General features: G+C 36.1%; 24 protein-coding genes. 10 read left to right on the top strand and 14 right to left on the bottom strand.

What is annotated here, in order from left to right:
- Positions 1-46: 46 nt before the first annotated feature.
- Complete coding sequence (locus tag G5B32_RS05630) at positions 47-997, top strand: hypothetical protein (protein ID WP_165290573.1); 951 nt, start codon at positions 47-49, stop codon at positions 995-997.
- Positions 998-1,122: 125 nt separating this feature from the next.
- Here G5B32_RS05630 and G5B32_RS05625 read toward each other — a convergent pair whose 3' ends face one another.
- Both G5B32_RS05625 and G5B32_RS05620 read right to left on the bottom strand, forming a co-directional pair.
- Positions 1,123-2,229, bottom strand: a complete 1,107-nt coding sequence (locus G5B32_RS05625) for a toxic anion resistance protein (RefSeq protein WP_190302038.1) — start codon at positions 2,227-2,229, stop codon at positions 1,123-1,125.
- A 3-nt stretch (positions 2,230-2,232) separates the two neighbouring features.
- Positions 2,233-3,009, bottom strand: a complete 777-nt coding sequence (locus tag G5B32_RS05620; RefSeq protein ID WP_165290572.1) for a hypothetical protein — start codon at positions 3,007-3,009, stop codon at positions 2,233-2,235.
- Between the two features lie 123 nt (positions 3,010-3,132).
- Here G5B32_RS05620 and G5B32_RS05615 point away from each other — a divergent pair, with 123 nt between their 5' ends.
- Complete coding sequence (locus tag G5B32_RS05615; protein ID WP_165290571.1) at positions 3,133-4,146, top strand: acyltransferase; 1,014 nt, start codon at positions 3,133-3,135, stop codon at positions 4,144-4,146.
- A gap of 60 nt (positions 4,147-4,206) precedes the next feature.
- Here G5B32_RS05615 and G5B32_RS05610 read toward each other — a convergent pair whose 3' ends face one another.
- The gene (locus G5B32_RS05610; protein ID WP_165290570.1) at positions 4,207-4,581 is read right to left on the bottom strand and encodes a DUF3127 domain-containing protein; all 375 of its coding nucleotides are present in this window, start codon (positions 4,579-4,581) and stop codon (positions 4,207-4,209) included.
- Between the two features lie 69 nt (positions 4,582-4,650).
- Between G5B32_RS05610 and G5B32_RS05605 the strand changes: the two genes are divergently transcribed.
- The 8 genes from G5B32_RS05605 to G5B32_RS05570 all read left to right on the top strand — a co-directional run bounded on the left by G5B32_RS05605 (position 4,651) and on the right by G5B32_RS05570 (position 11,709).
- The gene (locus tag G5B32_RS05605) at positions 4,651-5,832 is read left to right on the top strand and encodes a class I SAM-dependent RNA methyltransferase (protein WP_165290569.1); all 1,182 of its coding nucleotides are present in this window, start codon (positions 4,651-4,653) and stop codon (positions 5,830-5,832) included.
- On the top strand, positions 5,816-6,463 hold the full coding sequence (locus G5B32_RS05600; RefSeq protein WP_165290568.1) for an HD domain-containing protein: 648 nt from the start codon (positions 5,816-5,818) through the stop codon (positions 6,461-6,463). The genes G5B32_RS05605 and G5B32_RS05600 overlap by 17 nt, the downstream gene beginning before the upstream one ends.
- A gap of 44 nt (positions 6,464-6,507) precedes the next feature.
- Positions 6,508-7,338 (top strand): phosphodiester glycosidase family protein, encoded by an 831-nt coding sequence (locus G5B32_RS05595; RefSeq protein ID WP_165290567.1) that lies wholly within the window; start codon positions 6,508-6,510, stop codon positions 7,336-7,338.
- A 14-nt stretch (positions 7,339-7,352) separates the two neighbouring features.
- On the top strand, positions 7,353-8,114 hold the full coding sequence (locus tag G5B32_RS05590; RefSeq protein WP_165290566.1) for a glycerophosphodiester phosphodiesterase family protein: 762 nt from the start codon (positions 7,353-7,355) through the stop codon (positions 8,112-8,114).
- A gap of 2 nt (positions 8,115-8,116) precedes the next feature.
- Complete coding sequence (locus tag G5B32_RS05585) at positions 8,117-8,950, top strand: endonuclease/exonuclease/phosphatase family protein (protein WP_165290565.1); 834 nt, start codon at positions 8,117-8,119, stop codon at positions 8,948-8,950.
- 36 nt (positions 8,951-8,986) lie between these two features.
- Positions 8,987-9,757: a DUF4197 domain-containing protein gene (locus G5B32_RS05580; RefSeq protein WP_165290564.1), complete on the top strand. Its 771-nt coding sequence runs from the start codon at positions 8,987-8,989 to the stop codon at positions 9,755-9,757.
- Between the two features lie 108 nt (positions 9,758-9,865).
- The gene (gene pepT, locus G5B32_RS05575; RefSeq protein WP_165290563.1) at positions 9,866-11,128 is read left to right on the top strand and encodes a peptidase T; all 1,263 of its coding nucleotides are present in this window, start codon (positions 9,866-9,868) and stop codon (positions 11,126-11,128) included.
- 17 nt (positions 11,129-11,145) lie between these two features.
- On the top strand, positions 11,146-11,709 hold the full coding sequence (locus G5B32_RS05570) for a nitroreductase (protein WP_165290562.1): 564 nt from the start codon (positions 11,146-11,148) through the stop codon (positions 11,707-11,709).
- 57 nt (positions 11,710-11,766) lie between these two features.
- On the opposite strand, the gene G5B32_RS05565 is transcribed toward G5B32_RS05570, so the two are convergent.
- The 11 genes from G5B32_RS05565 to G5B32_RS05515 form a co-directional block, all read right to left on the bottom strand.
- Entirely contained in the window at positions 11,767-12,249 is a 483-nt protein-coding gene (locus G5B32_RS05565) for an outer membrane beta-barrel protein (RefSeq protein ID WP_165290561.1), read from the bottom strand.
- Positions 12,250-12,323: 74 nt separating this feature from the next.
- The gene (locus tag G5B32_RS05560) at positions 12,324-12,974 is read right to left on the bottom strand and encodes a hypothetical protein (protein ID WP_165290560.1); all 651 of its coding nucleotides are present in this window, start codon (positions 12,972-12,974) and stop codon (positions 12,324-12,326) included.
- On the bottom strand, positions 12,964-13,512 hold the full coding sequence (locus G5B32_RS05555; protein WP_165290559.1) for an RNA polymerase sigma factor: 549 nt from the start codon (positions 13,510-13,512) through the stop codon (positions 12,964-12,966). Before G5B32_RS05555 ends, G5B32_RS05560 begins: the two co-directional genes overlap by 11 nt.
- A gap of 48 nt (positions 13,513-13,560) precedes the next feature.
- Positions 13,561-14,814, bottom strand: coding sequence for a YeiH family protein (locus tag G5B32_RS05550; protein ID WP_165290558.1), 1,254 nt, complete (start codon positions 14,812-14,814; stop codon positions 13,561-13,563).
- Between the two features lie 14 nt (positions 14,815-14,828).
- Positions 14,829-15,749 carry a TIGR01777 family oxidoreductase gene (locus tag G5B32_RS05545; protein WP_165290557.1) on the bottom strand — a complete coding sequence of 307 codons (921 nt, stop codon included), beginning with the start codon at positions 15,747-15,749 and terminating at the stop codon, positions 14,829-14,831.
- On the bottom strand, positions 15,749-17,182 hold the full coding sequence (locus G5B32_RS05540; protein ID WP_165290556.1) for a phytoene desaturase family protein: 1,434 nt from the start codon (positions 17,180-17,182) through the stop codon (positions 15,749-15,751). The genes G5B32_RS05545 and G5B32_RS05540 overlap by 1 nt, the downstream gene beginning before the upstream one ends.
- Positions 17,183-17,200: 18 nt before the next feature.
- Entirely contained in the window at positions 17,201-18,034 is an 834-nt protein-coding gene (locus G5B32_RS05535; protein ID WP_165290555.1) for a hypothetical protein, read from the bottom strand.
- 12 nt (positions 18,035-18,046) lie between these two features.
- The gene (locus tag G5B32_RS05530; RefSeq protein ID WP_165290554.1) at positions 18,047-19,381 is read right to left on the bottom strand and encodes a RagB/SusD family nutrient uptake outer membrane protein; all 1,335 of its coding nucleotides are present in this window, start codon (positions 19,379-19,381) and stop codon (positions 18,047-18,049) included.
- A gap of 2 nt (positions 19,382-19,383) precedes the next feature.
- Positions 19,384-22,410 (bottom strand): SusC/RagA family TonB-linked outer membrane protein, encoded by a 3,027-nt coding sequence (locus G5B32_RS05525; RefSeq protein WP_165290553.1) that lies wholly within the window; start codon positions 22,408-22,410, stop codon positions 19,384-19,386.
- A gap of 255 nt (positions 22,411-22,665) precedes the next feature.
- Positions 22,666-23,571 carry a sulfite exporter TauE/SafE family protein gene (locus G5B32_RS05520; protein ID WP_165290552.1) on the bottom strand — a complete coding sequence of 302 codons (906 nt, stop codon included), beginning with the start codon at positions 23,569-23,571 and terminating at the stop codon, positions 22,666-22,668.
- A 36-nt stretch (positions 23,572-23,607) separates the two neighbouring features.
- Positions 23,608-26,202 (bottom strand): TonB-dependent receptor, encoded by a 2,595-nt coding sequence (locus tag G5B32_RS05515; protein WP_165290551.1) that lies wholly within the window; start codon positions 26,200-26,202, stop codon positions 23,608-23,610.
- Positions 26,203-26,467: the final 265 nt, after the last annotated feature.

Raw genomic sequence — 26,467 nt, 5'->3', positions numbered from 1 at the left:
AATGCCAAATAATATTGGCATTTTTAGTTTAAATTTTTAACCCAATATGAAAAGACTCTTATTCCTTATTGCGACAATACTATTCAATTTTTGTTACGCACAAACCGATAGTACAAAAATCGTCAATCTAATATCTTATATTCCAAAAGGAGAAACTTTAAATTATTCAGTCTTAAAAACCTCAATTGATTCTAGTAGTACTAAAGATGCAAAAACTACTGAAAATTCCTTCAATTTTAAAATTACTGTAAAAGACTCTACAGATTCAAACTATATTATCAGCTATTATCGAACTTTAGATGTATTTGCGACACCTCAGTTGAGTAACTTAGAAGAAAGTATACAACAAAAGCTTATAGAGTTATCCACCATTCAATTCGATTATGAGACGGATGAATTAGGAATATTTAAGCGCATTATCAATGAGGTGATACTTTCTGAAAAAATTTCGGCTGACTTCGAAGCATTATTAAATATTCTAAGCGCAGAAACGAATGATGAAAAAACATTAGAATTTATAAAGGAGTTTATAGGTTCCATCGATCCTACCACACTTATTTCTGCATACGCCCAAGATGTGCAAGCATTGCATTTTGCCTTAGGTGGATCTTTCAATATTCAAGACACTATTCCATTTGAAGAAGAGATGGTAGCTCCTTTACTGAATACTCCTATTGCCCTGAATGGTGTATTATACTGTGATGAATACGATGAAGAGAATAATTACTTCTCTTTAATTGAAGAAAAAACAATAGAAGGCGATTTTATGGAAAAAGTATTTGATTTTTTCAAGAAATATGAAAATAAAGAAAAACCTATTGATGAAAATGAATTAAAAGGTTTTAATATGGACATTTACTTACATAATACCTATCAATACAATTCATTGTACGGAGTTGCTACTTATATCGAACTTTACAGAGAGGTTACTGTAGACGGAAAAGGCGAAAGTTTCAAGAGAATTGATATTTATGAAATCTCTTTGGTGGAGGAATAATTAGATTTCTCTTATCATAAGAATGACAAAACCTAACAACGTCATATCGACCGAAGGGAGATATCCAAAAAACAAGCGAAAAGAACTTTGTATTAACTAGAAAGAGCCGCTAAAAGCGGCTCTTTCTAGTTAATTAATCTATTCTCATCCGAAGATTTCAGCAATTGCTGTTTCAATTCATTTTCGGACTGTAGTAATTCTTGCTCGACAACTTTTCGTTTTTCCCGACCATCACGTTGAATTTGGATAACCTGTTCGATAGTCTGGATAATATCGTTGTTTGCTTTTTTGATAGTCTCAATATCGACAATACCACGCTCGGTTTCACGAGCTACACTAATGGTAGATTCCTTAAGCATTTCCGAATTTTTGCGAAGTAATTCATTTGTAGCATCTGTAACTGCTTTTTGAGCTTCCAAAGCACGTTGCGAATGCGCAATGCCCAATGTCAACACCATTTGGTTTTTCCAAAGGGGCAAAGTATTCACAATACTGGATTGGATTTTCTCCATCAAGGATGAACTGTTGCTTTGAATCATGCGAATCTGTGGCGCTGTTTGCAATACGACCATACGCGTCAATTTCAAATCGTGCACTTTACGCTCAAAACGCACCACATGTTGTTCCATGTCTTTGTACGCTTGAATTTTGTGTTGGTCTCCAGATTCTTCCGCTTCTCGTTTTAATTGTGGCAACGTAACATTATGTACTTCCTGTAGCTTCTCCTCTCCTGCTGCTATATGCAAAGAAAGTTCTTTAAAGTAATTTTGATTCTCTTGAAAAAGCTTATCGAAGATATTTACATCCTTCAAAAGGTTTTTGTAATGGCCTTCTAACTTTAATTCGATTTGATGAATATTTTTCTCAACCGAAGCATATTCTGTACGCAGACGCTGAACCTTCTTCTTCAAGTTGTCGAAGAAAGGAATCAATGGCTTTTTATTTAATTTTTCATCAAAAGACTTAATATCCGTACGCAGATTCAACAAAATATCTTCCGCCCCACCCATATCTTTTGTACGTACCTGTTTCAATATTTCATTTGAAAAATTGCTAACTTTTGTTTGACTGGCCACACCAAATTGAATAATATCAGTGGTCGACTGCAGATTGATTTTGTCTTTATATTGTTGGATTAAAGCCTTCTCTTCAGGTGTAAAATTCACTTGCATATCTTGAGAGCTTTTCCCCGGTGTATTTTCATCATAAGTTGTCAAGTCTATTGTACTCATAGTTTAGTCATTAAGTAGTTTTTTATTTTTAAGCGTTTGAATATAGACATCAGACTCTGCCGAAACGTCCAGCAAACGATATTTAATCAAATTCGTAACATCCAACTCTATTGCGGATGAAGCTTGTACCAATACAGTTTCCAGTTTATTTTTGGACTCTAAGGTTATAGCATTATTTAATCGTGTTTGTTGTAAATCATAATATTCACGTAAAACATTGACAACCGTACCGTGTCTTACCAAGAATTTTTCGGCTTCCATAATATCACGTTGTTCCAGCAGATGAAATAACCGCACAATCTTCTCAATATGAGCTTGCAAATTTCTATTTTGAATCTCCTTCTTATAAAACATCAGTTTTGTAACAAAAGATTGTGGCGTTTCCACTTCTGCCTGCGCCAATTCCAATCGGCGCTGATGCGCAATATTGTTAACCCAACTCAACTGTCTTACTTCCGATAATTCGATGCGTTGCAAATAATCTTTCGACTGACTAAGCAACAAGCCATTTCCCGCAATATAAGAAGCTATATAACCACATACCGTTGCCAACATACCCGAAGACATGGCACCAGCAAAGTAGTAGAACGAGTAAAACAATCCAAACTGTATAAATAACAATATCCAAGCAAGGGCGTACCAAGAACGCACCTTACTTTTGGAGGCCTGCGACATCATCACAAGCGGATGAATCGGTGGAACAAACAATAAAATAGACAAAAATGTCCATTTTAGTTGTCCAAATTCCCATCGTTTACTTTTCTTTGTCGCAAAACCCATTTTTTATATAAATAAAATTGTCTCTTCTAATATACTTATTTTTCAAGCTTTATGCGGAAATTTATTCCCCAGCATTACAACAAAACGTTCAATTCCTATTCCAATAATAGATATTTTTACATAATGGCTACAAAAAACAACTATATCAGCTACTTACGTGTCATTGCGACAGTATTTGTCATATTGATTCATGCCAGTACAGGTTTTTTGAATCGCTTTGATGCGGATGATTTTAATTGGAACTATGCGAATTGGATTAATTCAGCAACACGTTGTTCTGTTGCTATTTTTGTGATGTTGTCTGGTGCATTGCTGTTACTCAAGGACGAAGACACTTGGTCTTTTTATAAAAAGCGTATCACCAAATTGCTGTATCCATTTTTATTTTGGACAATAATATATCTGATTTATTATTTCTATCGATATACAAATTTCAATGCCCTATCCACAGAAAAGATTATGAGCATAGCTCAAGACAAAATTTTACATGGTGCCAATGCGCATTTGTGGTATCTATACATGATCATTGGTTTATATTTGACTATTCCTTATCTCCGTAAAATCATTACCCAAGTCAGCATTCGGGAGATTGAAATTTTTCTAGTATTGTGGTTTGCTTCGATGATTCTAATGAATAAATTCTACTATCCAAATTTTCCCAAATTTGATTTAACTTTCTTTTCAGGATACTTGGGCTATTTGGTATTGGGGTATTATTTATCTATTAAATCGTTCAATTGGAGTAAATGGATACCTTTGATAGGTTATATAGCTATATCCGTATTTACAGCATATATGACGTATACTTGGAGTTTATCGGCTAATAAATATAATCCGCACTGGTATTATTACGTATTTCCAAATACAGCACTTGCTGCTGGTTTATTATTTATTTTGTTCCAGAAAATAGTGAATAAGGAGTCTGAACTCCCAACATGGATAAAAATTATTGACGAATACAGTTTCGGAATTTATTTAGTACATATCCTTCCACTTAATTATATACATCCATTCCTCTCAAAGCACATGAGTACATTGTGGGTTATTCCTTTAGCCACATTACTGACTTTAATTACTTCGATTGGGATTATTTATGTATTGCGGAAAATTCCTTACGGGAAGTATGTGAGTGGGTAACAAAAAAAGCTATCTCTCTCGAGATAGCTTTTAAAGTATATAGTATACGGTTTTTATCTATTAGAAAGGTAAATCATCGTCATCAGCACCTGATGAAGTGATATCTACTGGTGCTGGCATATCATTGTATGAAGGTGCAGAAGCAGCAGCAGTATTAGCTAATTTAGTTACTCTCCAAGCCACTAATGAGTTGAAATAAGTTGTTACACCTTGTGCATTTGTCCAAGGACGACCACGTAAATTGAAAGAAACTTCAATCTCTTCGCCTACAGCCAAATTGTCAAAAATATTAACTCTATCTTGTGTCGCTTCAAAACGAATATATTCCACAAATTGTGGGTTTTCTGCGTATGCAACGATCAAATCTCTCTTTTTAAAAGACTCAGTAACCTGTTGTACAGCACCTACTTCGTGAACTTTTCCTCTGATTTCCATATCATTAATTGTATTAAACCGTAAAATTACACATTTTTTCCATCGAAGATTAATTAACTTTGCACAAATATGAAAGAAGTTTTCAACACAGCAAGCAAAGTGATAATAACTTGTAACAAAAGATTATCACCATTCCTTCAAGAAGAAATTACAGAATTAGGATACGAAATAAAGAGAGTTTTTAACACTGGAGTAGAACTACAAGCATCTATCAATGAATGCATTCGCTTAAATTTAAATTTGCGTACGGCGAGTCAGGTTTTATACGAATTAGCTTCATTTAGAGCACGTGATGCTAAAGAATTATACAATGCTTTAGTCAAGATTGAATGGGAAAATATTATACCTTTTGACGGCTACTTTTCTGTAACATCCAACGTTCATAACGAAACGATTACAACACCACTTTTCGCTAATGTAAAAGTAAAAGATGCGATCGTGGATAGAATCAAAGATAAAAAAGGTGTACGTCCCGATTCAGGACCAGATCTGTCCAAAGCAGTGATTCATTTACACTGGATCGAAGAACGTGCAGAAATTTTCTTAGATACTTCTGGTGAAACCTTAGCAAAACACGGCTACCGCAAACATCCTGGTAAAGCACCTATGTTGGAAGCATTAGCTTCATCAACTATTTTGGCCACAAAATGGGATGGAAAAACTCCTTTTATTAATCCAATGTGCGGTTCGGGTACTTTGGCAATTGAAGCAGCTTTGATGGCGCAAAAGAGAATGCCAGGGTTACAACGCATGAACTATTCATTCATGCACTTTATCGGATATAATGAAGAAGTATTCTTCCAAGAAAGAAGATTGCTGAAAGAAAAAACTGTTAAAAACAATATACCAACTATTATTGCTTCGGATATTTCAGCACAAGCAATTGAAATTGCAAAAATGAATGCACAGACTGCAGGTGTAGAACATTTGATCGATTTCGAAGTATGTGATTTTGCTGAAACTACCGTGCCTGAAGGACCTGGAGTTATCATGTTCAATCCAGAATATGGGGAGCGTTTGGGCACGCATACGAAGCTCGAAATCACTTACAAACGTGTGGGTGACTTTATGAAACAGGAGTGTAAAGGCTACCGCGGTTATGTTTTTACAGGGAATCCAGACCTTGCAAAGAAAATTGGTTTAAAAGCTTCTAGGAGATTTGAATTTTTTAATGGTAAATTAGACTGCAGATTATTACAATACGAACTTTACGACGGAACAAAAGAAAAATCACATGCAACAAATAATTGATCTAACCGTAGCATTTGTACAGGACAGGCTTAAATTTGCAGAATCAGGCCACGATTGGTGGCATATTCAGCGGGTCTGGAACAACACAAAATTAATTTTACAGCATGAAGAAGCAAATCATTTGGTTTGTGAGCTAGCCGCCTTGTTACATGACATTGCTGATAGCAAATTTCATGATGGCGATGAAACGATAGGTCCACGTGTGGCCGGTGAATTTTTAACATCCATCGGTGTGGAAAATGAAGTAGTTGAGCATGTACAACAGATTATTCTTAACATGTCCTTCAAAGCCTCTTTGGGGGAAGTCACTTTCCATTCCAAAGAACTTGAAGTAGCGCAAGATGCAGATCGCTTAGATGCAATTGGCGCTATCGGAATTGCTCGTGCATTTAATTACGGAGGATACAAAAATCGTGAGATTTATGACCCGAATGTAAAACCGAAAAAACATATGAGTAAAGAAGAATATAAAAACACTTCTGCCCCTACAATTAATCATTTCTATGAAAAACTGTTATTACTAAAAGATAAAATGAATACGTCAACGGCGAAGTCTATTGCAGAACATAGACATCAGTTCATGGAAGACTTTTTGCAACAATTTCATGATGAATGGAATGGTATTCGTTAATCATGCATTAAATTAATAGAAGATATTTAAATTAGGCAGTAATTATGAAAAATAGTACTGCCTTTTTATTTACCTTATTATTTCCTTTTATAGCTTTTAGTCAAATTAGACTTCCCCAGGATTCATTAGCATTTATCCAGCAGAAATGGCAGACACAAAAAGTAGCCAAAGGAGTAATCTGGAAAAACCTCTCCACCACAGCGGTATTCAACTCTACACAAATCATAAACATAATTGAAATTGATCTTAAACAGAATCAGAAGAAATTAGGGATTAAAGCTTTGCCAAAAAGCCGCGAATTGACCAGTTCCCTAGCCAAACAAGTAAAAGCATTTGTAGCCATAAATGGAGGCTTTTTTGACATGAAAAATGGTGGAGCTGTGGATTATATCAAAGTGGAAAATAAGGTTATTAACACAACGATTAATCCAAGCGACAGAGCGAATGCTTTTTTAGCTTTCGATAAAAAAGCCACGAAAATTACTTCAGATTCTACCATTATTGGTTCTTATCCCAATATTATACTAGCCGGTCCCTCACTTTTGACACAAAATTCAAGAGCACAACTTTCCAAAAATGCATTCAATGACAATAGACATCCTCGCACTGCGATTGGACTGAAAGGCAATAAATTGATTCTTATTACCGTTGATGGACGTAGAAGTCAATCACAAGGAATGAATTTACATGAACTGGCACATATAATGAAATGGTATGGTTGTCAAGACGCCATGAATCTTGATGGCGGCGGCAGTACGGCCATGTATATCATCAACCAACCCTATAATGGTATTGTGAATTATCCTTCGGACAACAATAAATTCGATCACGAAGGCGAAAGAAAAGTCTCGAACATAATCTACTTAACTAACTAAACCTTTATACAACCATGAAAAACATCACTTTAGCTTGTATGCTTTTTGCAATTTCTCTTACTTCCTATGCCCAAAAAACGAAAATAATAGCTCATCGTGGTGCTTGGAAAACGACTAATGCACCACAAAACTCTATTGCAGCACTGAAACATGCCATTGAGATGAAAGCTTGGGGTAGTGAATTTGACGTATCACTTACAAAAGATAATATCCTTATTGTCAACCACAACAATGATTATCAGGGTATAAATGTAGCTACGAATGATTATGCTACGCTAAGTCAGAAAAAATTGTCTAATGGTGAAAAATTACCCACTGCAGAAGAATATATGCAGGAGGGTTTAAAACAAAAAAGAACTAAAATGATCTTTGAGATAAAACCCAATGTATTAGGAAAAGAACGCTCTATAGAAGCTGCAGAACATTCTTATAATTTGGTAAAAAGATTGAAAGGTCTGAAAAAAACAGTTTTCATTTCATTCAGTTATGATGCCTGTCTTCATCTCAAAAAATTAGATAAAAAAGTACGTGTACAGTATTTGGGCAGTGATAAGAGCCCGATTGATTTATACAATGATGGATTTAGTGAAATGGATTTTAATTCTGGAGTTTTTAAGAATAGACCACAATATTTTAAAGATGCCAAAGACCGCAAAATGAAAATCAATGTGTGGACTGTAAATTCAGAAGAAGAAATGCATTATTTCATCGATAACAAAGTGGATTATATTACAACTGACGAACCTGAGCTTTTGCAAAAAATATTAAATAACTAATTATGAAAAAAATTATAAGCTTAACCTTACTTTTTTGGTGCGCACTATCTGTTTTCGCACAATCGATACATGTAGCTACCTACAACATCCGTCAACGGAATCAAGTAGATTCGGGCAACATGTGGATTGACAGAAAAGAAAAAGTCTGTAACCTTATCAAATACCATGATTTTGATATTTTTGGTGTACAAGAAGCATTTAAGGATCAAATGGATGACATGCAAAAACTTTTACCCAAATATGCTTCGATTGGAGTAGGTCGAGATGATGGCAAAGATAAAGGCGAACATTCTGCTATCTGGTATAAAAAAGAACGCTTCAAAGTCATTAAAAGCGGAACATTCTGGCTTTCACCAACTGACACAGAAAAACCTAACAAAGGATGGGACGCGGCATTACCACGCATCTGTACTTGGGGTGTTTTCGAAGACAAAACTAATGGCAAGCAATTTATTATGATGAATACGCATTTCGATCATGTCGGAAGAATTGCGCGATCTGAAAGCGCTAAATTGATGCTTCAAAAAGCCAAAGAATTAGCTTCAAATCTCCCACTTATCATTTCAGGAGATTTGAACGTGAATGAAAAAGACGAAGCTTATTTTACTTTAGCCAACTCTCCTTCGATTCAAGACACGTACGAACTTTCTCCTATCGTCTATGAACCTAACTCTTCATTCAATGGTTGGGGAAAAAGTCTAGAAAAGAAAAGTCGTATTGATCATATTTTCGTTTCGAAGCCTTTCAATATATTGAGATATGGTATACTGACCGATACTTACCTTGGTAAATATCCTTCAGATCACTTTCCTGTTTCGGTACACATGGAGTGGTAAGAACTTTTTGTATTTTTGCGCTTCAATCGTTTAAATATGAAAACAATCAAATACTTGGCATTAGGCATTGCTACACTTCCGTTATTTACAGGATGCGAGACAATGAGCCAAATCCCAAGCACATTGCCTCAAACGGCTCCTGGTACAACGACTTCTACAACAGGTTCTAATTCAGGAACTATAACACAAGCAGAAGCTACTACCGGGATTAAACAAGCATTAAGTAACGGATTACAAAATAGTATCAATACACTTTCTGCGAACAATGGGTTTTACGGCGATGCTATAGTCAAAATTTTGATGCCTCAAGAGGCACAAAAAGTTGAACAAGCCTTGCGTTCTGTAGGAATGGGCAAATTGGTTGACAATTTCGTATTGAGCTTAAATAGAGCTGCCGAATCAGCTGTAAAAGAAGCAGCCCCAGTTTTCGTGAATTCGCTATCACAAATGACTGTAACTGATGCTTTCAATATTTTATTGGGTTCCCAACAAGATGCTGCAACAACTTTCTTTAAAAGAACGACGTCTGCTACGTTGACTCAAAAATTCAGTCCTATTGTTGAATCCGCTTTAGGGAAAAACAATGTAAGTAGCTATTGGACACAGTTAACTTCTGCCTACAATGCACTCCCTATCGCAAAAGAAAAAGTTCAAACTGATTTAAATGCTTATGTAACCCAAAAAGCTATCGATGGACTTTTCACTAAAATAGCAGGTGAAGAATTAAAAATTAGACAAAATATCGGCGGAGCAAGAAATTCAAGTGTACTAGAATCAGTGTTTGGATGGGTCGATAAACAAAAATAATAACTATGGGGAAGTCACTCTTCCCCGTTTCTCTTTTCAACATCTTTACAATAAACATACCTTAAAACTTGTGGGGTTTACTACATTTGTAGTGCAAAAAATGTTAAAATGGATAATTCTTTTATAAATAATCTATCAAATCTTTCTGTTGCTGAACGTTTTATGCGTTATGTACAGATCGACACGCAGTCCGATCCCAATTCTGTAACTTTCCCTTCTACAGCCAAACAACTCAATTTGAGTAAAGTGTTGTTAGAAGAATTGAAAGCTATCGGTGCGCAGGATGTCGAATTGGATGAAAATGGCTATGTATATGCTACTATTCCTTCTAATACAACGAAAGATGTTCCCGCGATTTGTTTTTGTTCGCACGTAGATACATCGCCAGATTGTTCGGGTACAGATGTAAAACCTATTGTTCATAGCAATTACCAAGGTCAAGATTTAGTTTTGCCAGATGATAATGCTGTAGTGATTCGTTTTGCTGAACACAAAGATTTAGCCGATCAAATCGGAAATGATATTATCACCGCTTCGGGTACAACATTATTAGGTGCTGATGACAAAGCTGGTGTAGCGGAGATCATGGAAGCTGCGAAATTGTTAATCGAACATCCAGAAATCAAACACGGCGATATCAAAATATTATTTACACCTGATGAAGAAATTGGTCGTGGTGTAGATTTTGTGAATTTAGAACGCTTAGGCGCTAAATTTGCCTATACAATGGACGGTGAAAAAGCAGGAACTATCGAAGATGAAACATTCTCTGCTGATGCTGCTACTATAACTATCCATGGCGTATCAGTTCACCCTGGATTTGCCAAAGGCAAAATGCAATCGGCTATTAAAATTGCTTCTAAAATTGTGGATTCACTCCCTACAGACCGTTTATCACCAGAAAGCACATCGGGTAAACAAGGTTTTGTTCATCCCACAGGAATCTCTGGTTCTGTAGAAAAAACAACTATCTCCTTTATTGTGAGAGATCATGACACTGCAAATTTGGAAAAACATGAAGCTGAATTAGAAGCTGTTGCGAAAGCAGTGGTTGCTCAATACCCTGGAGTTACTTATACGTTCGATACGAAAGAACAATACCGCAACATGAAAGAAGTATTGGATCAATATCCACAAATCATGGAGATAGGTTTAGAAGCTATCGAGCGTGCAGGTATGAAAGCTGAACGTCGCAGTATTCGTGGCGGTACTGATGGTTCAAGATTATCTTTTATGGGACTTCCATGTCCCAATATTTTCGCTGGTGGCCATGCCTTCCACGGAAAAATGGAATGGGTAAGTAAACAAGATATGGAGAAAGCCGTGAAAACTATTCTTCACATCGCTACACTTTGGGAAGAAAAAGCGTAATTAATTAAATCAATTTTATGTCAAACGAAGTTTTAAAAGCAATTCAATACCGTAGAACGGTCAACCAAAACAGTTTTACGGATCAAGATATTTCAAAAGAAGATCTTTTGACGATTTTAGAAGCAGCGAATGCTGCTCCTACGCACAAACGTACACAACCATGGCGTTTTGTGGTATTCCAAAAAGATGGTTTACAACGTTTAGGATCCGAATTAGCACGTATCTATAAAAACATTACACCTGCAGAAAAATATTCTGAAGTAGCAGAGCAAAATATGGCGAAAAAAGCTACACAATCAAATGTTGCTATCGCAATTATTGTAAACTATACAGGTGATTTACCAGAATGGGAAGAATTAGCAGCTACAGCTTGTGCCGTTCAAAATATTTGGTTAGCAGCTCATTCTTTAAATATTGGGGGATATTGGGCAACACCAGGATTAATCAACCATTTAGGTGAATTCTTAAAATTAGAAGAAAACCAAAAATGTATTGGTCTATTCTATTTAGGACACCACAATGCTGAACCTCGCGAACCAGTTCGCTCTCCTATAGAGGATAAAATCCGTTGGGAAGAGTAGTCAAGGTATTTATAACAAAAAAGTCCTTTCTGATAATTCACAGAAAGGACTTTTTTGTTAAAACCTATAACCTACACCAATTCTAATATCTGAAGCAGAGAATACATCTAGAGATGGTATATCTAACTTTGGTCGATAATTCGCAAAGATTGAAATAGGTTTAGAAAGATTGTAAGTAAAACCTCCAATCCCTGTTAATATTGTTGCCTTTCCATCCAAACCTGTCTTTTGATAAAAATGAACCCCTAAGCCAGCCCCAAGAGTGAATTTTAATCTATCTGCAATTAGGTTGAAATTTGATTGATAGTCTATACCTATTAATTGATTATGGTTATTTAATGCGACATAAGCTCCTATATATTGATTTCGTTTAAATTGATAATCATAAGAAATCCCCCATACACCTAATTCTTCGTACTGTACTAAATCCTCAATATCTAATTCAGTAATAAAAAAAATTCGATGTCTTTGTTCTTGTCCAAGAGCAAATAATGAGGTAAATAACAGCCCTATAATTAATAAAGAAGTTTTTTTATTCATAATTTAAGTTAACAAACTATGAATATATTAAAACAAATACAATTACTCAAACATACTCATTCCAATATAGAATGTTATTTAATATTCAACTTGTTATAAACAATATCAAACTTTGCGATCTGTCCCTTCCAATTGAATTTGTTTTGAATAATATCTTCCAGCCACATCTTATTTTCCTTATCTATTCCAGTGATATTTAATTCCGAAACTTTTCCAGCTTGAACGACAAACGATATATGAGCCGAGCTTTCAATTTTGTTTTCGGGATGCAAATTCTGTAATAGATATAATTCAAAATTATCCCAACCTTCAAAGGGTTCTACATTATTGCCATCTGACTGCTGAATTGTATACTCCCAAGCAGCATCATCCATCAATTCCACCTCTGTTAAGGCAGATGCTTTTTGTTGAGGCAAATAGCGCATTAAAATCAACGTACAAACCGTTAAAAACAACACGCCCGCTGCCATCGCTATAGCTAATCGTTGCCAACTATAAAAACGCTTATCACGTTCGGAAGCCTGAACTTCTACACGCTCCGCCAGTCGTTGTTGCAATAGACTTAATTGCTTGACATCTACTCCTTGCTGTAATTTGTATCCATCTATCGCATCCTGCAAAAATGGGTCATCCAATGCTTCTCGCTCCAGCGCATGCATTTCATCACGGCTCATCAAGCCATGTACATAATTATGAATACGAGACAGTTGGTAATTATTTTCCATTTTTCTTATTCTCCATACAGATTTTCAGATTACGCTTCCCATTTTGAATCGCGCTTTTGACTTTATTCAAGTCAAAGCCCGTCTGTTCTGCGATATCCTTATAACATTTTTGTTCCAAATAAAATAAACGAACACATTGTTCCTGCTCAAAATTCAGGGTCTGCATACAACCTTCGAGTTTCTCAAAATCTTTCTCCTCCCACCTGTCCTCATTCAATGCACTTAACTTCTGCTCGCTTTCGAAAAGATTTTCTTCTATATCCACCTGCGGACGACGTTTGTCTCTACGCAATTGCATCAAACAATAATTTTTGGTGTACACATGCAGCCAACTTTTAAAATTATCCACCTCGTGTGTACGCAACTTAGGAATAAGCTCTTCAAAAATCTGCATTACTGCGTCTTGACTTTGCTCCGCTTCCTGTAAATACTTGAAACACACACCATACACCAACGACATATAAGGAGCATACAACTTGCCCAATACATCCAGACCACCTGTAGCCTTATATTGTAATAGAAGCTCCTTTTCGTTCATTCACTTTATTTGCTTTAATGATGCTTTAAGATACGGTTTTCCATAAAATTATTGGAATAATATCAATGCAATCCCTAAAGTGACCAAAATATTAAAGGTCTGCGCAATCAAAAATGCATATAAAGGTTTTTTATTACTGTGTTGGAAAAGGTCTTTAAAATTGGTTTCCAAGCCAATGGAAGTAAATGCTAAAACAAACCACAAACTCTGTAAGCTTTTCAAGCTTTCCTTAACCAAATTATTTGTTTCAGGAGAAATAACGAAAGAGAAAAGCAAAGAAGCAAAGACAAATCCGATAACAAATTTTGGAAAACGCTCCCAAATGATTTTCAATGTAGGTTTTTCTTTTTTGGTTTCATCGTCTACGGATTTAGCATAAGTCCAATAAATGCTAATTGCAAAGGCAGCTATACCTAACAATACATTTTGTGAGAACTTAACAATAGTACTGATTTTTAACGCTTCTTCACCCACTAGTGAACCAGAAGCTACCACAGCTCCTGTTGTATCGATAGAACCACCCAACCAAGCGCCTGTAACTTCTTGTGATAACCCCATCCATTCAGCTAAGTATGGCATAAAAATCATCATTGGAATGGCGGTAATTAACACCAAAGAGATGACGTAGGACAATTTTTTGCTGTCACCTTTGATGGCTCCAGATGTCGCGATTGCTGCCGAAACGCCACAAATCGAAACCGCACTTGCCAGCATTAAGGACATTTCTTTATCGATCTTCAACTTTTTACAAATCCAAAAAGCAAAATACCATACGGAAATCACCACTACTAAAGCTTGTATTAAACCCAGCGAGCCTGCTTTAAGTATGTCCCCAAAAATTACTGTAGTTCCTAACAGGACTAAACCTATTTTCACATACAATTCAGTGCTTAATGCATTTTTGAACCATTCTGGTAAGGTGAAAGTATTGCTAATCAACAAACCAATCCCTAACGCAAAAATTACGGCTTCGAGGTTATATTCTTTTACGGTTGCATTTCCTGCCAAAATCAAGGCAAAAATGGTCAATACAAAAACCGACGGAAAAACGATAAGCAAGGATTTAATAGATTTGTTCAGTAATAATGCGCCCAAAATCGCTGTAATATAAACGGTAATAAATTGGCTTCCAATTTTTGTTAAATTCGATACGGAAAGCACTTTAGAAGTCAATTCTGAAGTGGATTCCCAGCTGAAACTTGGCTTTGGAATGATGAAGCCCAATAAGGCTACCAGGACTAAGCCCAATCCCAAAATCACCACGACCCAATCTTCAGTAAATGCTATTCTTTTTGTTGACATAATTTATTGTATTGTTATTTTTTAGTTAGATGTTCAAATGCTTTTTGAGTATTTGGATAATTAAATATAAAGCCTTCTTGCAAAGTACGCGTAGTCGAAACAGCGTTCGTCAGTAACAACATATCACTTTCTACACCTTTGAAATAAGCTCCAAGTTTAGCGAAAAGAGCAGGCAAAGGCATCCCAATAGGCATTCCTGCCGCTTTCCGCAGATTTTTCATAAATTCTTTATTCGATTCTGGCTCGGGAGCACATGCATGATACAATGCAGATGGAGATTCAAGATTGATAATCCACATGACCAGACGAACTAAATCCAGTTCGTGAATCCAGGCTATTTGCTGATTTCCATCGCCTACTTTTCCTCCTAACCCGAGTTTTGCCAGCGGCAGTAGTTCCTTGAACATACCGAATTTTGTAGATAAAACTGGACTCAATCGTAAGATTACTTTCTTTGTGGCAGGCGTATTAGCTTCGACAAAAGTCTTTTCCCATTCTTGAGTAAGATGAGCTAAAAAGGTATTTCCAAAGGATGTGGATTCTTCATTATTTAATCCTTCTACACCTTCGAAAAGGGATATGCCAGAAAAATTAATCCATAACCGAGGTGGAGAACTTAAAGTTGAAATAGCTTCACCCAGAATTCGTGTAGGCTCAATGCGAGATTCTAACAAAATCTTTTTATTATCATCTGTGAAGCGACATTGGATAGATTTTCCACTCAGATTGATTAGAGTATCAATACCTTCCATCTCTTGTACCCAGTTACCAAGGCTTTCACCATCCCATTTGATATATCGGATATTAGGATGCGAAGATTTTAGCTCCCTTCTACTAAAAATTATCACCTGATAATCCAAATGAATCAAAATCAAGGTCAGCAATTTGCCTATATTCCCCGTTCCTCCTGCTAAAACAATTCTTTTCTGCGCCATTATAAATTTACTGAAATATTAAAATGGTCTTTCAACACCAATCGAGCAGCATGAAAACCACACATGCCGTGCACCCCACCACCTGGAGGGGTAGCGGACGAACAGATATAAATTGACTTGTTAGATGTTCGGTGCGGATTAAATGATAGTGTAGGGCGTGTATATAATTGCGAAATATCCATGATACCGCCATTGATATCACCTCCTATATAATTGGGGTTATATGCTTCCAGCTTTGCAGGACTAAATGTATGTTTCCCTAAGATGGTGTCTTTGAATCCTGGCGCAAAACGCTCGATTTGATTCTCTATTATTTCGGTATAATCCACTGTTGAACTATTGGGCACGTGACAATATGCCCACCCCGTATGTTTCCCTTCTGGCGCCCTAGTTTTGTCAAATTGACTTTGTTGCGTAAAAAGTACGAAGGGTTTATCCGAAACTCTTCCACGGTGACCATCATATTCTGAGAGTGCAATATCATTGAATGTTCCGCCGATATGTACTGTTGCTGCCTGACGTGCGCGCAAGTCGGTAAATGGGGTTTCTTCAGAAAGTGCCCAATCTATTTTGAATACCCCCATCCCTTGCTTGTATCGATGCAATTGTTTGGTATACAATGACGACAAACCCAATCCTTCAATATCTAATAATTGTTTTGGTGTAAGATCCAATAATAAAATCTTGTGTTCTGGTAAATCGAACTTATTCTTCAACCAGAAGCCAGTCTGAATCTTTCCCCCTAAGGATAAATAATAAGCTTCTAATGCATTGGCTATCGACTGCGAACCTCCTTTGGGAATAACCCAACCATACCGATGTCCTACTCCCATTAATACTAAGCCGATTGCTGAAGTGGTCAAATTATCCAAGGGCTGTATACCGTGAGCTGCCATTCCCGCCCATAAGGCTTTTGCTTTTTCGGTTTTAAAGTGCTTTGCCAACCACGAAGCTGGTTGAATCGCATGCACACCAAATGCCGCAAGATTCAACGGGTATTTAGGAAGTCCTAATGGTCCCATTGTGTCTTTCGCTAGCTTTTCCCAGTTTTTGACAACAGGTTCTATTAGACTCTGGTAATACGCTCCATCTTCTCCTAGTTCTGCAATGGTTTCTTCCAAACTGCGATGTAAAACAGTTCCTTCTTCATCAATTAATGGATGCGCGGCTTCATATTTTGCATATTCAAAAGATAAACCGTAAGCTTCTAAAGGAATAGAACGCATAAAAGGTGACGCCATTGCCATCGGATGAATCGCTGAACAGACATCATGTTTAAATCCTGGCAGTGTCAGTTCCTTCGTCCGCATTCCCCCACCAATGGTATCCGCTCCTTCTACGATAAGCGTAGAAAGACCTTGCTGCTGCAAAGTAATTGCAGCAGCAAAACCATTCGGTCCAGAACCAACTATTATTGCGTCGTATTTTGCCAAGGTTTAATTACTATGGAACTAATTTAGTGGTAAAAAACCAAAATTCTCTATGATTGGATCTCCTTTTTCTTTAACCCAGTTCACATATTTTGAAAAATATGCATTTTCTTTTTCAGATATGGTGACTGTTAGTAGACCCGAAGGCAATTCAATTTTATCCTTTTTAAGTCTTTCTATTAGTACCTTACGGTCTGAATAAAAGTTTTCATCACTGTCTATAGTACCATTATTGTTTAAATCTATTGGCAAAACAGTTATTCCATACTTTATCTTTCCTGTGTTAATATCATAAATATTAGAAGGATCTAAAAAGGTGATGGCTAAGGTGTCTTTGGTAACAAGATCTATTAACAAACTGTCATTTTCTATTTTATCATAGTCATTGACAAGCGTTTTAATATCCTCCTTTAAAAAACTAGAAAATGAAACCGCTGCACAAGCGCTACGAGTTAATACATTGAAATTAGAATTTGGTTTAAATCCGGCATCTCCCTTGTCTTTAAAAAATATACTTTTAAGTTCATCCACGCGAATACCTTTTTCCAATAGTGTTTTAATATCGGGGTGCTTTGTGTTAACAACAGGTAAATAAACAATCTTGGCTAAGGCAATTTGTTTATAACCTTCCTTTGCAGCAGGAAGCACTTTTGGTGTAGCAGTGGCTGTAATATCGGCCTTTGGATTTCTAGATGTAGCCTCAAATAATTTATCAAATCCTTCTTCTTGTAACGGTTCATTAAATTGTTCAAATAAAGGCAATAAAAATCTTGTACCCGTAACAGTATATTTTCCTTGTGCGAATGCAGTTGAAACTATTCCAAATGCAATTATTAAAATTTTTAAACTTTTCATATTTATATAATTTTATTTGTATCCTTCATTTTGTTCAATTTCTTTATCAACAAAGATTAATTGTTGCGGAATAGGGAGTAATAATTTGTAATCTTTTGTTATACCTAATGTAGCTTTAGCCTTATTGGTTCTTATTAAATCAAACCATCGTTTTCCTTCAAATGCAAATTCTAATCTACGTTCTAATTGTATTTGTCTCTCTAATTCTTCTTCATTTGCATAATCAGAAACTTCCGAAACATTTGCTCTTGCACGTACCTTTTTCAGGTCATTATTTGCATCAGCTAATTTTTTAAGCTTAACATTAGCTTCAGCTCTATTGAGAAATATTTCTGCAAGTCGGAAGACATAAACTTGATCAATCCCCGTAGCAGGTTTAAAATCCATATTACCATAGTAAATATCCTGATCTAATAGTAGTAAGTTCCTGCGATCACCACCTACAAGAGGATTATTAAGAAGACTTATCAGATCATCCGTCGGTAAAAATTCTCTTCTTCCTCCTAAAGATCCAGGAAGCCAATTAATCGCATAGTTATTGCGGTTATTGATAGTATAGTCAATTTCAAAAATTGATTCAGCAGTATTTTTTGATAAGTAAAAATCCGAATAGCTTTTATTCAATTGATATATGGTAGTTTCTTCAATCACCTTATTTGCATTATTTACCGCTTCTTGCCATCTTTCCAGATACAAATAAAGTGTACTTCTAAAAGCCCATACTGCCCCTTTAGATGCTCTCGACTTAACGGTAGTAAGTTCTAAATACTGCTCTGCTTTCTCTAGATCCGATAATATCTGTTCATATACTGCAGCTTTATCCGAACGAGCAATTCCTAATCCATCTTCTATAGAGCCTGTGGGTTTCACTACTATAGGAACACCTCCCCACAATCGTACAAGATCAAAATAATTCAATGCACGTATAAAATACGCTTCGCCAAGTATGCGAGCTCTTTCCGCATCTGTAAACGCTTGATCCTGTATGTCAGGCACCTTAGAGATTATATGGTTTGCTCCATTAATCGTGCTATAGATGGCATTCCATAAACTTTCAACTCTTGAATTAGAAGTAAAGACTTCAAAAACATCAAACTCCCGATTACTAGGACTGTTACCAACCCATCTTAAATTATCACCTGAAAGATTGGTAATAAATCGAAAAGAAACACCATGGTAACTATCAGAAGCCAATTTGTTATAAACCCCATTCAACGCGGCTGCGGCTCCTTTTCCATTAGTTATCGATTGTTCATCACTTACAGCCAATTCAGGTTCTACCTCAAGAAAATTGGCACAAGATGAAAACAAAAATAATATTGTGATTATGATTAGATTTTTTTGCATTACTATAATGTTAAGTTAACACCTAATTGAAAAGTTCTAGGTTGAGGAGCAATAGCTTGATCGTAACCAATTTGGTTTTGATCAGCTCCTGTAGTGTTTACTTCCGGATCTACTCCTGAGTATTTAGTAAAAGTTAAAAGATTCGTAGCTGCCAAATAAAGTCTTAAGTTTTTAATGTGAGCACGCTCTAACACTTTTCCTTTAAAATGATATCCTAAGGAAACATTGCGTAGACGCAAATAGGAACCGTCTTCCATAAAGCGACTTGGAATAATGCTTGCATTGTTTCCCGAAGCAGTCATTCTAGGTACATCGGTAATATCTCCAGGTTTTTGCCATCTATTTAACTGTTCTTCCAACATAGCAAAAGCATCATTTCTAGAGCCACCATGCCCCATACGATACCTTGTATTATTCCACATTTTGTTACCTACAGAAAAATAAAATAAAGATTTGATATCCAACTTGTCCCAAAGGAAGAAGTCATTATTAAAGCCTCCTGTGAATTTTGGCCATGCATTTCCGATAATTTGTAAATCAGCATCAGTAGCTAAACCATCATTATTTAAATCTTCGAAAAGTACCTCACCGTTTTCTGGATTTACACCGATCTGCTTATGTGCATAAAAAGAATATAAAGGATTGCCTTCTTTGAGTATTGTTCTATTCAATAGAATAGTAGAGTTTAACTTCTCAATAAGATTAATATTTCTAGAAATATTAAGATTTGTGTTCCATTTAAAATTTGCTTTGTCAACCAATTTTCCATTAAAAGCAAACTCAAAGCCCTTATTGCTCATTTCCCCAACATTTGATAGTTGTGAGCTAAAACCTAATTTAGAAGATATAGGATTGGACAATAATAAGTCTTTAGTATACTTATCGTAATAATTGAACTCGATATTAAAATTGTTTTTGATGAATCCTATCTCAAATCCAGCATTAAACTGCGAAGTTGTTTCCCATTTCAAATTAGGATTTGCCAATTGAGAAGGAAATATACCAGAAGCATTTAAGTAATTATAGCCACCCGACCACAATCCTCGAGAGGAGAAATCGTTTATACCATTTTGATTTCCTGTAATACCGTAACTTGCCTTTAATTTTAAATCGCTTAACCATTGAATATCTGCTAAGAAGGATTCTTGGGAAATTCTCCAAGCTCCACCAATTGATGGAAAATAAGCCCATCTATTTTCCTTTCCAAAACGTGAAGATCCATCTGCACGAATACTTGCATCTAATGTATATTTGTCAGCGTAAATATATGTTCCCTTCCCAAAAAAGGATACTAAAGCTGACGCTGTTGACCTAGAAGTACCATATTGAGTTGCAGAAGATGCAATTTTTGTAAATTCGTCGGATGGAAATCCAATCCCCGTGACACTCGTCAGGTCATGTGACTCCTTTTGCAACGTATTTCCGATTACCAAAGATAATTGGTTGTTATCATTGATAGTTGTGAGATAGGACAGTGTCTGCTCATTTATCAAAGAAGTTAATCGTGATGTGGCAGAGGTAGCCTCCCCATTAGGTTGACCTAAAAACATTTTACTATTGTAGTAGTTGTTTTCATAGTTTTCGTTGAAATCAATACTCCAACTTGTTTTGAAAATTAAATTTTTCAAAATTGAATATGAACCATATACGTTACTAATAACCCTTGAACCTTCCGCTTTAAAGTTTGATTCATTAATAGTTGCTAAGGGGTTTTCAAAGAACACTGGACGGTTATAATTACCATCGCTTGTAAATATTGGATAATAAGATGGAGTATATAATGCTCCATTTACTGTTCCATTAGGCACATTTCCGTTGGCACTCATATTCCGAATCGTTCGTACCAAACTTGTACTTGTACCAACCTTCACTTTTTCCGTGATCTTGTTATCTAGATTTATTTTAATGTTATACCTTTTAAACCAATCAGGCTTAACAATAGCTTCTTGATTGGCAAAGCTACCACCTAAATAATACTGCGTTTTTTCATTGCCCCCACTAAGCGATAAATCAACATTTTCACTTTCTGCGGTTTGAAATATAAGCCCAATTCTATCATAAGTAGTGAGATCTTCTGGATTTCCTTTACCTCCATCACTTACGGGACGGAATGGTCTTTTACTAAAATCCTTTCCATCATTTATCCATGTTTCATTTTGGAGTATTGCTTCCTGTTCTGCAGTTAACGTTTTCCATTTTTTCGGCGCATTTGAATATGATTTTGAAAGACTAAATCCAATATTATTTTTCCCAGCCTTACCTCTTTTTGTAGTAATAATTACCACACCATTTGCTCCTCTTGCACCATAAATAGCCGTAGCACTAGCATCTTTTAATATTTCTATTGATTCAATATCGGAAGGGTTAATATCCGCTAAAGGAGAAGTCTCTTGTCCCCCTGTTCCTATAGTTTGGAGACTTGTATTATTGATGAATACCCCATCAACGACATATAAGGGATTATTGCTAGCATTAATAGAAGTTGAACCCCTAACACGTAAAAATATACCTGTTCCAGGCACCGATGAATTAGCAGAAACTAAAACACCCGACGCTTGTCCTTGTAAAAGTTGGTCCACTCCAGAACTCTGAATATCCTCTAAAGCTTGACCACTCACTTTAGCAACGGAACCTACCACGTCCTTTTTCTTCTGCGTTCCATACCCTACTACTACCACCTCATCTAATCCATTAGATTTTGGTTTTAGTTCTACTACTGCAGGTGATGTTTTGAATACAAAGATTTGCGATTCGTAGCCTACATAAGATATCGTTGCAGTGAATGGTAATTTCTGCCCTGTAACAAATTGAAATTTTCCCTGGCGATCTGTTTTTACACTATGTGTTACAGCTTCCAACTGAATAGTCGCGCCTTCGATGGGTTCTTTAGTATCTGCATCGATTACGGTTCCTACTAAAGAAGCATTGATAATAGGTTTTGTTTCTTGCGCTTTTATCGGATTCCAAAAGCCCGACGATATAGACAATAATATAGCTAGGGCGTATAAAAATACACTCTTATTTTTCATTTTAAGTAAGATTAAAGTTATTTACAACAAGCAGCTTTTATAGATATCAAAACGCTTACATGAATGACCGTTGATAAAGCCTCTAGAGTTGTGCCCACCTCCCGAGAACTTTAATATATGTAGATTAAACTAATTAGGCGTGCATTCGCATTTTGTAACAGATAGTATAAAGAATGATTAAATCTTTACTAACGCTGTTCCCTAGTTTAGAATTTGCTTTGTTTTTCATGTTGATAAGGTTGTGATAGTAAAGAATTATTTTAAAAATATATTAATCAAGCTCCATATAGAAGTTAGGACCACCAACGTTCCTACGAGTATTAATAAGGTCTTAGGATTTACTTTTGAAGCTACATAAGCCCCAATTGGCGCTGCCAGGACTCCTCCGATTACCAATCCCAAAACAATATCTAAATGCTGAACTCCAAGAACGAAAATGAAAACTATAGTAGCAAAGTATGTTACGAAAAATTCTGCTGTGTTTACTGTACCTATAGTTTTGCGTGGATTATGCCCTTGACTCAAAAGGTTAGAAGTAACAATCGGTCCCCAGCCACCGCCACCTATTGCATCCAACAATCCACCAAATAGTGCAAGTACTGGCGCATATTTTCTTTTAGGTTTGCCTTCCACATTTTTGCGAATAGCTTTATAAATTAAATAGCCTCCCAAGAAAACAAGATAAACAGATATATAAGGTTTTATTACTGCGCCATCAATTAAATCTGACAGCAAATACGCCCCCAAAGATGCACCCAAAACCCCTGTAAAAACTATTTTGAAGAAAAGCTTCTTGTCTAAATTATTAAATCTGATATGAGACAATCCAGATACTCCTGTAGTGAAAATCTCCGAAGTATGCACACTTGCAGATGCTAATTTTGGTGATATTCCAAGACTGATTAATAAAGTTGTACAGCTCACGCCATAGGCCATACCTAAAGCTCCATCTATCAGCTGTGCAAAGAATCCTGCAACAATAAATAAGAAGAATGTGCTGTCGAAATTTACCGTATTATTCTGTACTGCCTGAACAAGCATATATCCAAAATAAGCGATAATAACTACTTTCAATAATAATATCAATCCTACTATAGGCGATAGTATTTTCTTCTTCACCAAAGGTGTCGGAACGTCAATAGCTTGAACTTTATTACTCATGTCTTAGCATATTAATTGAGTGAATTAACCGAATTATTATCTCCAATTGTAACGTAAAGTCACACCATATGAACGTGGATCACCCACTACACCACCATATTGACCGAAGTTGCCGGGAGCAGCTAGTAATTGCTCGTAATAATCTTTATTTGTTATGTTTCTGCTCCAAGCAATAACTGAGAGACCATTACTTGCACGGAACCCTAAACGCGCATTAACCAAGGAATATGCATCAATATTTAAATATTGTGATGGCGACGGACTAGATGAGAATTTCGAACGATAAAATGCATCTACGCCTAAGAAGTAGTTACCTTGAAGCCCCAATAAATCCCCTTTTACCGTAAATTCTGGAGCGATAGTCCAAGAATATTTAGAAAGACCTGGCAATTCACCTCCTGAAACATCTTTGAAGGCTTGTGCTCCACCTACTTCTTCCAATGGAACTGGTGCATTCGTGAATGAATCGTATTTACCATCGGTATAAGCAAAAGCAGCATTTACACGTAGATATTTACTTGCACGGATACTACCGTCTAATTCCAAACCTTTTACGCTTACTTTTTCAGCATTTGCCAAATAACCTCTATTTACGCCTGGGTCTGGTGTTTGTACTTGTGTTTGGTAATCTTTAATATTTGTTTGGAAAATTGTCAAGTTTAAGAAAGCATTACGCGTAGGGTTGGTTTTCACCCCAAATTCGTAGTGATTTACAGATTCAGGTTTTACTTCTGCTAATTCTGTTGCCACTTTTCCATCAATCACGGGCAAACCTCCCACGTTGATACCAATAGGTTTGTAAGATTTGGAATAAGTCACGAAAGCATTGTAGTTCGGATTGAATTTATATTGTAATGACAATTGTCCCGATAAATTACCAGCATCTGCATCTATATCAAATTGTTGATTTGAATAGATACTATTTACTGCAGCTAATTGTGCTTCTGTATATTGAATATTATTTTCGATATATTTCTTACGATCGTAATCTGCTACTTTCTTATCATAATTATAGCGTAAACCTGGTAATACGTGAATTTTATCTGTTATTGCCCAATCAATCTGTCCAAATACTGCTAAACTTGTACTTTTGATTCCGTAATTTGTTCGGATACCTACTTTGTCAATTAATCCAGGAGCCCATTGAGTAGCGGAAGCATTATTCTGTTGGAAACGCCATAGCGCATCTCCAGCTTCTTCAGTATGTACAGGATCAGTTCTTAGATCTTGCCATAAACCAAATACACCAATTACACCACTGATTTTTTCGTTGATATTACCTGAATAGCGGAATTCTTGAGACCATTGATCGTGTGTAGAATTACCAGATGAAATGGTATATACTGGAATTCCTAAATAATCACGGTCATTTAATGGTACCCAATTCCAATAGCGCCAAGCTGAAGTGGAAGTCAATGTACCGTTACCTATTTTGTAATCGAAGTTTAAAGAAACCCCACCTAATTCATTATCTGCCTTCGAGCGTGTATCTAAATCAACTTTACGTTCAAAAGCGCTCTTATAAGGAATTTCATACCCTAAATCTTCAATGATCTTATTGAATTGTCTGTATTCCGAACGTTGGTTTTGTACTACTCCAGCCACAGCCCATCCATAACCATCAGGTTTTTGAATACTTCTATCACCCGTCAACGTAACCTTCAAATTTTCAGAAGGTGTGTATAACAATTGTCCACGAAGACCTAAGTTATTGATATCATTGATTTGACGGTCATAGTGCACATTGTATAATAGACCATCACGTTGTGTTCCTGAAAAAGAAACTCTTGCCGCCAATTTATCTTTCACAATTGGACCTGTGATCGAAGCTTTACCTTGCACATAACCGTAGTTACCATAGCTCACTTCAAAGTTAGCTCCTGGAACAAATGATGGAAGACGTGAGGTAATATTAAATGCACCCGAAGTGGTATTCTTTCCGAATAAAGTACCTTGAGGGCCACGCAACACCTCGATTTGCTCGATATCAATAAAATCCAATGCGGTAGCTGCTGGACGTGCTAAATACACACCATCTAAGTAAAAACCTACACCAGGATCAATTCCATCGTTTGTTAATCCATAAGTAGAGCCCAAACCACGTATATTTAAGGTCGTATTACGTGCATTAGAAGCATATAATTGGACAGAAGGAATAACTTCTTTAATACGGTTAACATTGAAAGCACCTGCATCTTCAATAACACTAGCTCGTACTAGAGATACGGGAATCGGAATATCCTGAATTTGTTCTGTACGACGGCGGGAAGTTACGAAAACTTGCTCCAAGGAATTTACGCTTTGTTTTAATTCAATGACAGCAGGTGAAGTTTCTATAACTAATTTTTGGGTTTCGTATCCCAAATATGATACGATAACCGTAAATGGTAATTTTTGACCAGTTACAAATTGAAATTTACCATCTCTATCTGTTTTAACTTGGTGAGTTACTGCATCCAACTGTACGGTAACACCTGCAATAGGCTCTTTGGTGTCAGCATCGATAATTGTACCGATTAAAGAAGCATTGATAATAGGTTTAGGATCTTTTTGTTGTGCTTGCACTGCTCCAGCAGTACCTAGCAATAAAGATAATCCAAAAGATATGCTATAAATAGCTTTATAATTCATAATTTTAAATCGTTTAGTAGTGAATATTACAAGTGACAACGCCAATTGAAAACTTGTTCATTATTAACAAAATCAAGGGGAAGCCTCACACTTCCCCTATCTATATACATAAGGGAAAAGAAACTATCTACGCATTCGCATCCTTCCTTGATAAAGATTTTGTTTAAATTCTATTGTCCTCACTACCAATTCTTTGTATTGTTCTTTATAAAATTGTGTCATTTTTTAAATTTTTATTTATGGTTGATTAATAGCTTATTGTTAA

Origin of the sequence: Sphingobacterium sp. SGL-16, from assembly GCF_011043515.1 — a bacterium.
GTDB classification, from domain to species: Bacteria; Bacteroidota; Bacteroidia; order Sphingobacteriales; family Sphingobacteriaceae; genus Sphingobacterium; species Sphingobacterium litopenaei.
Note: the sequence above shows the minus strand (reverse complement) of the source record. Positions and strands in the feature narration are given on the sequence as shown.